A 4,682-nucleotide genomic window follows, 5' to 3' on the forward strand; every position below is an offset into this window, starting at 1 on the left:
TTTTTGAATTGGGTTGCAAATATGATTAATGATTCAATATAATACAATATCACACTTCAATATATTTTTTAGAAGAGAAGGCAACCGGCTTTTCTTTGAACAGAGGCTTAGTCTTCGACCATACGCCTTTAAAGAGTTCTGAAAAACGGTAGTTGTTCAGTGCTTCATCATCTTCCCAGTAGCTGTAAGTGCTAAAAATATTGTCATGATTATAATCTTTAAGCAGCTCTAAATGACTACAGCCAGGAAAGTGCCTGATCTTCTCCTTACTCTCTTCAAATACTTTTAAAAAGTCCTCTACCTTATCTTCCTGAAAGGTCATTCTTACAATTCGTATTAACATTTTATTAGTGGTTAGTATTCAGTAGTTAGTATTCAGTATTGTAAATAATATTTAACTCTATCTAACTACTAACTACTGTTGTCTGAATACTTGTAAACTACTCAAAATTAATCATCACAGGACTATCGTAGCTCAATCCCAAAAGTTCTGAGGCATTCCCCTGATTTATACCAATCTCAAGCAGTTTTTGGTCGTTGAATATGATGAAAATATCGCCAGCTTCAACACTGTTAACATTTTCATTTATCCTGCGGCTGTTTTCTCTGCTGAACGTTATATTGTATGTTTTCTGATCACTCAGAATATCAAATGTCGGTTTATCAATATTGGTAATCAGATTGCCATAATGATCTACCCTGATAACATGCCCCGCAATCAGGCTCTTATTGGCTTTAAGGTGGCGCCCGAGCATCTTCTTGAATTGATCTAAGGGCTTTCCAATGTCTGAAATATGAGTGCCGCTAGCCAGTTTGGCTGCAACAGCCGCAAATACCGCTTTAGCAGGAAACGTAGTGGCAACAGCATTAACATTTATATCCACCTGTCCTTCAGCCATAGCATCGCTGATCAACCCAAATAATCCATTGTCGGTACCTATAAAATAATGCCCTTCAAGTTTGATAGCAATGTACTTATCACCTTGCTGTCCTGCCGAGTTAATAGCAACCAGATGCACCGTACCTTTAGGGAAATCTCGAAAAACAGATTTTAAAACATAGGCACCATGAGCAATGTCACAAGGTTCAATTTTGTGGCTGATGTCAATAATCTGGATGCCACTGTTGATAGAAAGAATTTTGGCTTTCACCGCTGCAACATAATGGTCACTTTCACCGAAGTCAGATAAAAACGTGATTATGGCCATATAAAGAGTGAGGGAATTGTATGTCTTTTAAATATACACCTTGTTTGTACAGCAGATGTTATTCTGTATTTTTGTTAAGCAAAATTAGTTAAATTTTGACCAGAAAAAATTCCATTTAAAATTAATTAGCTATTGGTAGAAAAAGTCATAACTCTTGAAAATGTATCACTATTAGACTTTTTGGGTGTAGAAAATAAAAACATCAATGAAGTAGCCTCAGCCTTTCCTAAAAGCAAGATTGTTTCAAGAGGAAATGAAATAAGGATACAGGGAACAACAACCGAAATTCTTCAAATTAACGACATTCTTAATTCTCTAATTGACCACTACCATAAATATGGAAAGGTCACTGAAGAAAATGTTCAGAATTACCTGGCTTCTGAAGCTGAGGTAAAATTGATTGATGAAGACGAGGTGCTGATCTACGGTACCAAAGGGTTTATTATCAAACCAAAAACGCTTAATCAGCAAAAGCTTGTCTATGCTGTTAGAGAAAATGATTTGGTATTTGCCATAGGACCAGCCGGTACTGGTAAAACCTATATTTCAGTTGCTCTTGCCGTTAAAGCGCTAAAAAATAAGCAAGTCAAAAAAATCATTATCACCCGACCTGCGGTAGAGGCAGGAGAGACACTGGGTTTCTTGCCAGGTGATTTGAAAGAAAAACTTGACCCTTATTTGAGACCTATCTATGATGCATTATACGATATGGTGCCTGCTGAAAAACTGAAGTATTACATGGAAAACAATGTTATTGAGATAGCGCCATTGGCATATATGAGGGGTAGAACACTTAATAACGCTTTTATCTTGTTGGATGAAGCACAGAATACCACACCTATGCAGATTAAGATGTTCCTGACACGTATGGGGCCTAACTCTAAGGTGATTATTACTGGTGATACTTCTCAGATTGACTTACCTAAAAAGCAAAAATCAGGACTTATTGAGTCTATTGGTATTTTAAAGGATGTGGAGGGTATTGGTATTATTGAACTTTCAGGCAAAGATGTAGTGCGTCATAAACTGGTGAAAGAGATTATCAGTGCCTATGATAAATTTGACAAATCACAGCAATAATGGCGATAAGAGTAATCACCATTGATAATAATGAAGATTTAGCCAAGGCCTTTAAAATCAGGGAAGAGGTATATATTGTAGAGCAACAAATTCCCAGAGCCGAAGAGTTTGATGAATTTGAAGATGAATCCATTCATCTATTGGCTTTGGATGCAGCCACACCTTGCGGTGTATGCCGCTGGAGGTTTACCGAAAATGGCGTAAAGTTGGAGCGGTTTGCAGTTTTAAAGTCATACAGAGGGCAGCAGATTGGTAGTGCGCTTGTTTCTGCTTGTATTATTAGCATTATAGAACACCCCGATTATAAAGATCAAAAGATGTATCTCAATGCTCAGCTATCTGCCATGCCACTCTATCAAAAGTTTGGTTTTGAACCTGAAGGCGAGGTGTTTATGGAGTGTGACATTGAACATATGAAAATGGTGAAAAAATAGGAGCATGCTGAAGTGGGTACCATATGCTTTGGTTCGGATTGCCCTATGTTTTGTTCTTGGTATTTTACTTGCCATTTATAACCCTCAACTTCTTGACAGAGAGCAATCTCTATTTCTTTTCTCAGCATTTGCCATCCTGTATGTACTGCTTTGGATTTTTCTTAAAGGTAAAAGCTATACAAAGTACAATACCATACTTGCGGTTGTTGGATTTACCGCTATATCTCTGCTGGGGTATCTCAATCTCAAAATAGCAAACCAGTCTCTGAATGATGATCATTTTATCCATTTGGATAAAATTGAAGCTTTTAAGGGCCTGGTGACTGATGTTGGACATGAAACGGATAAGACTCACAGAAATCTTGTAGAGGTAGAGAAAGTCCTTACCAATGAGGAGTGGCAAGGAGCAAGTGGCAATATATATCTGTATATTCCAAAGTCTGATTCTGTACAATTACAATATGGCGAGTCGATTCTTGTCTATGGGAAGCCGTCACTTTTAAGCCCACCGCAAAACCCCGGTGAGTTTGATTACAAAAGATTTCTAACCTTTCAAAACATCTACCATACACAGTTTATTACAAAAGATAAGATTGAAATTATTGGAGACAATGACGGCAACTACCTTTTAAGCAAGGCATTTGCCATCAGAAAATGGGCAACTATCAAATTGTCTCAAGCCATAAAGAACCCAAGAGAGCAAAATATTGCGCTGGCCTTAATTTTGGGAGTAAAGGATGGTTTAAATGATGATATCAAGAATGCCTATTCTGCATCTGGTGCCATGCACGTTTTGGCCGTATCGGGACTGCATGTTGGCATTATTTATTTGATACTACTTTTTGTATTGAAGAGATTGCAAAATAACTCAGTTGGTAGATGGGTTCTCTTTGCTATTTCCATTTTTGTTTTATGGACCTATGCTGCGGTCACAGGTTTCTCACCCTCAGTATTACGAGCAGTAACTATGTTTACGGCCATTGCTTTGTCAAAGGCCATGAACAGACATACAAATATCTATAATACACTGGCAGGCTCTGCACTGGTGCTCTTAATCTATGATCCTTATCTGATTATGTCTGTTGGTTTTCAGCTATCATATCTGGCAGTGTTGGGTATTGTTTATTTGCAGCCAATTATCTACGCCCAATTTGTTAGTGCCAATTGGGTAGTTGATAAAATTTGGAGCATTACAGCGGTGGCCATAGCAGCACAATTGGCCACCTTCTCCCTGGGATTGCTTTACTTTCACCAGTTTCCAACTTTCTTCTTTTTGTCAAACTTGGTAGTTATTCCTGGAGCCTTTTGTATTCTGATACTTGGTTTAGCTGTATTAGCAGTTTCATGGCTTGAGCCACTCTTTGATATTTTGGGATACTCAATGGAACAGTTGATTTGGGGAATCAATGAGTTGGTTTTTGGGATTATGAAAATTCCCAATAGCCAAATAAAGGATGTGTACATTACTACACCTCAGACATGGTTAATCATCGGCTTTGTGCTGTTTTCTTTTTTGCTATTTCAAAAAAGGAAGATCATCCATTTCTACATAGCAGTGAGCTGCATGGTGGTATTTGCTCTATTGCAATGGGATGTATCTGTCAAGAATTCTTCGGTAAACAAAATCACCTTTTATAAGGTCAACAGACACACTGCTTTTGATGTTGTTAAATCTGGCAATTCAAGGCTGTTTAGTGATGCTACACTGTTGGCAGATGCTGATAAACAAAGATTTCACATCAAACCAAATCATTTAATGAATGGTGTGATGAAGAGCGAACAAATAGAGATTGATTCAAGTGCCGTTAAATTGGCAGACGGTCTGAAAGTCGTTCAGGTGAATGGACTGATTATCTTAATTTGTGACGGCAAGGTAGATTGGAATCTTACTATTGAACAAAAGCTCAAGTATGATGCTATTATATTAAGTAAAGACTTTAATAAATCAGTTTCCTGGATA

The 4,682-nt window shown here is 37.6% G+C and carries 5 protein-coding genes; 3 read left to right on the top strand and 2 right to left on the bottom strand.

The window, feature by feature from the left end; all coding sequences use genetic code 11:
* Window positions 1-49: 49 nt before the first annotated feature.
* Together E1140_RS01780 and E1140_RS01785 are read right to left on the bottom strand one after the other, a co-directional pair.
* On the bottom strand, window positions 50-343 hold the full coding sequence (locus tag E1140_RS01780; RefSeq protein ID WP_155178415.1) for a putative quinol monooxygenase: 294 nt from the start codon (window positions 341-343) through the stop codon (window positions 50-52).
* Between the two features lie 97 nt (window positions 344-440).
* Window positions 441-1,208, bottom strand: coding sequence for an SAM hydrolase/SAM-dependent halogenase family protein (locus E1140_RS01785; protein ID WP_155178417.1), 768 nt, complete (start codon window positions 1,206-1,208; stop codon window positions 441-443).
* Between the two features lie 132 nt (window positions 1,209-1,340).
* Between E1140_RS01785 and E1140_RS01790 the strand changes: the two genes are divergently transcribed.
* The 3 genes from E1140_RS01790 to E1140_RS01800 all read left to right on the top strand — a co-directional run.
* Entirely contained in the window at window positions 1,341-2,288 is a 948-nt protein-coding gene (locus E1140_RS01790) for a PhoH family protein (protein WP_155178419.1), read from the top strand.
* On the top strand, window positions 2,288-2,722 hold the full coding sequence (locus E1140_RS01795; RefSeq protein ID WP_155178421.1) for a GNAT family N-acetyltransferase: 435 nt from the start codon (window positions 2,288-2,290) through the stop codon (window positions 2,720-2,722). Before E1140_RS01790 ends, E1140_RS01795 begins: the two co-directional genes overlap by 1 nt.
* A 4-nt stretch (window positions 2,723-2,726) precedes the next feature.
* A partial coding sequence (locus E1140_RS01800) for a ComEC/Rec2 family competence protein (protein WP_155178423.1) occupies window positions 2,727-4,682 on the top strand: 1,956 nt, incomplete at its 3' end.

The sequence above is a fragment of the Fulvivirga lutimaris genome (genome assembly GCF_009711525.1).
GTDB lineage: Bacteria > Bacteroidota > Bacteroidia > Cytophagales > Cyclobacteriaceae > Fulvivirga > Fulvivirga lutimaris.

Excerpts from the sequence above, each read along its gene's own strand:
- E1140_RS01780 (WP_155178415.1), bottom strand. The coding sequence starts at position 343 with ATGTTAATACGAATTGTAAGAATGACCTTTCAGGAAGATAAGGTAGAG.
- E1140_RS01785 (WP_155178417.1), bottom strand. The coding sequence starts at position 1,208 with ATGGCCATAATCACGTTTTTATCTGACTTCGGTGAAAGTGACCATTAT.
- E1140_RS01795 (WP_155178421.1), top strand. The coding sequence starts at position 2,288 with ATGGCGATAAGAGTAATCACCATTGATAATAATGAAGATTTAGCCAAG.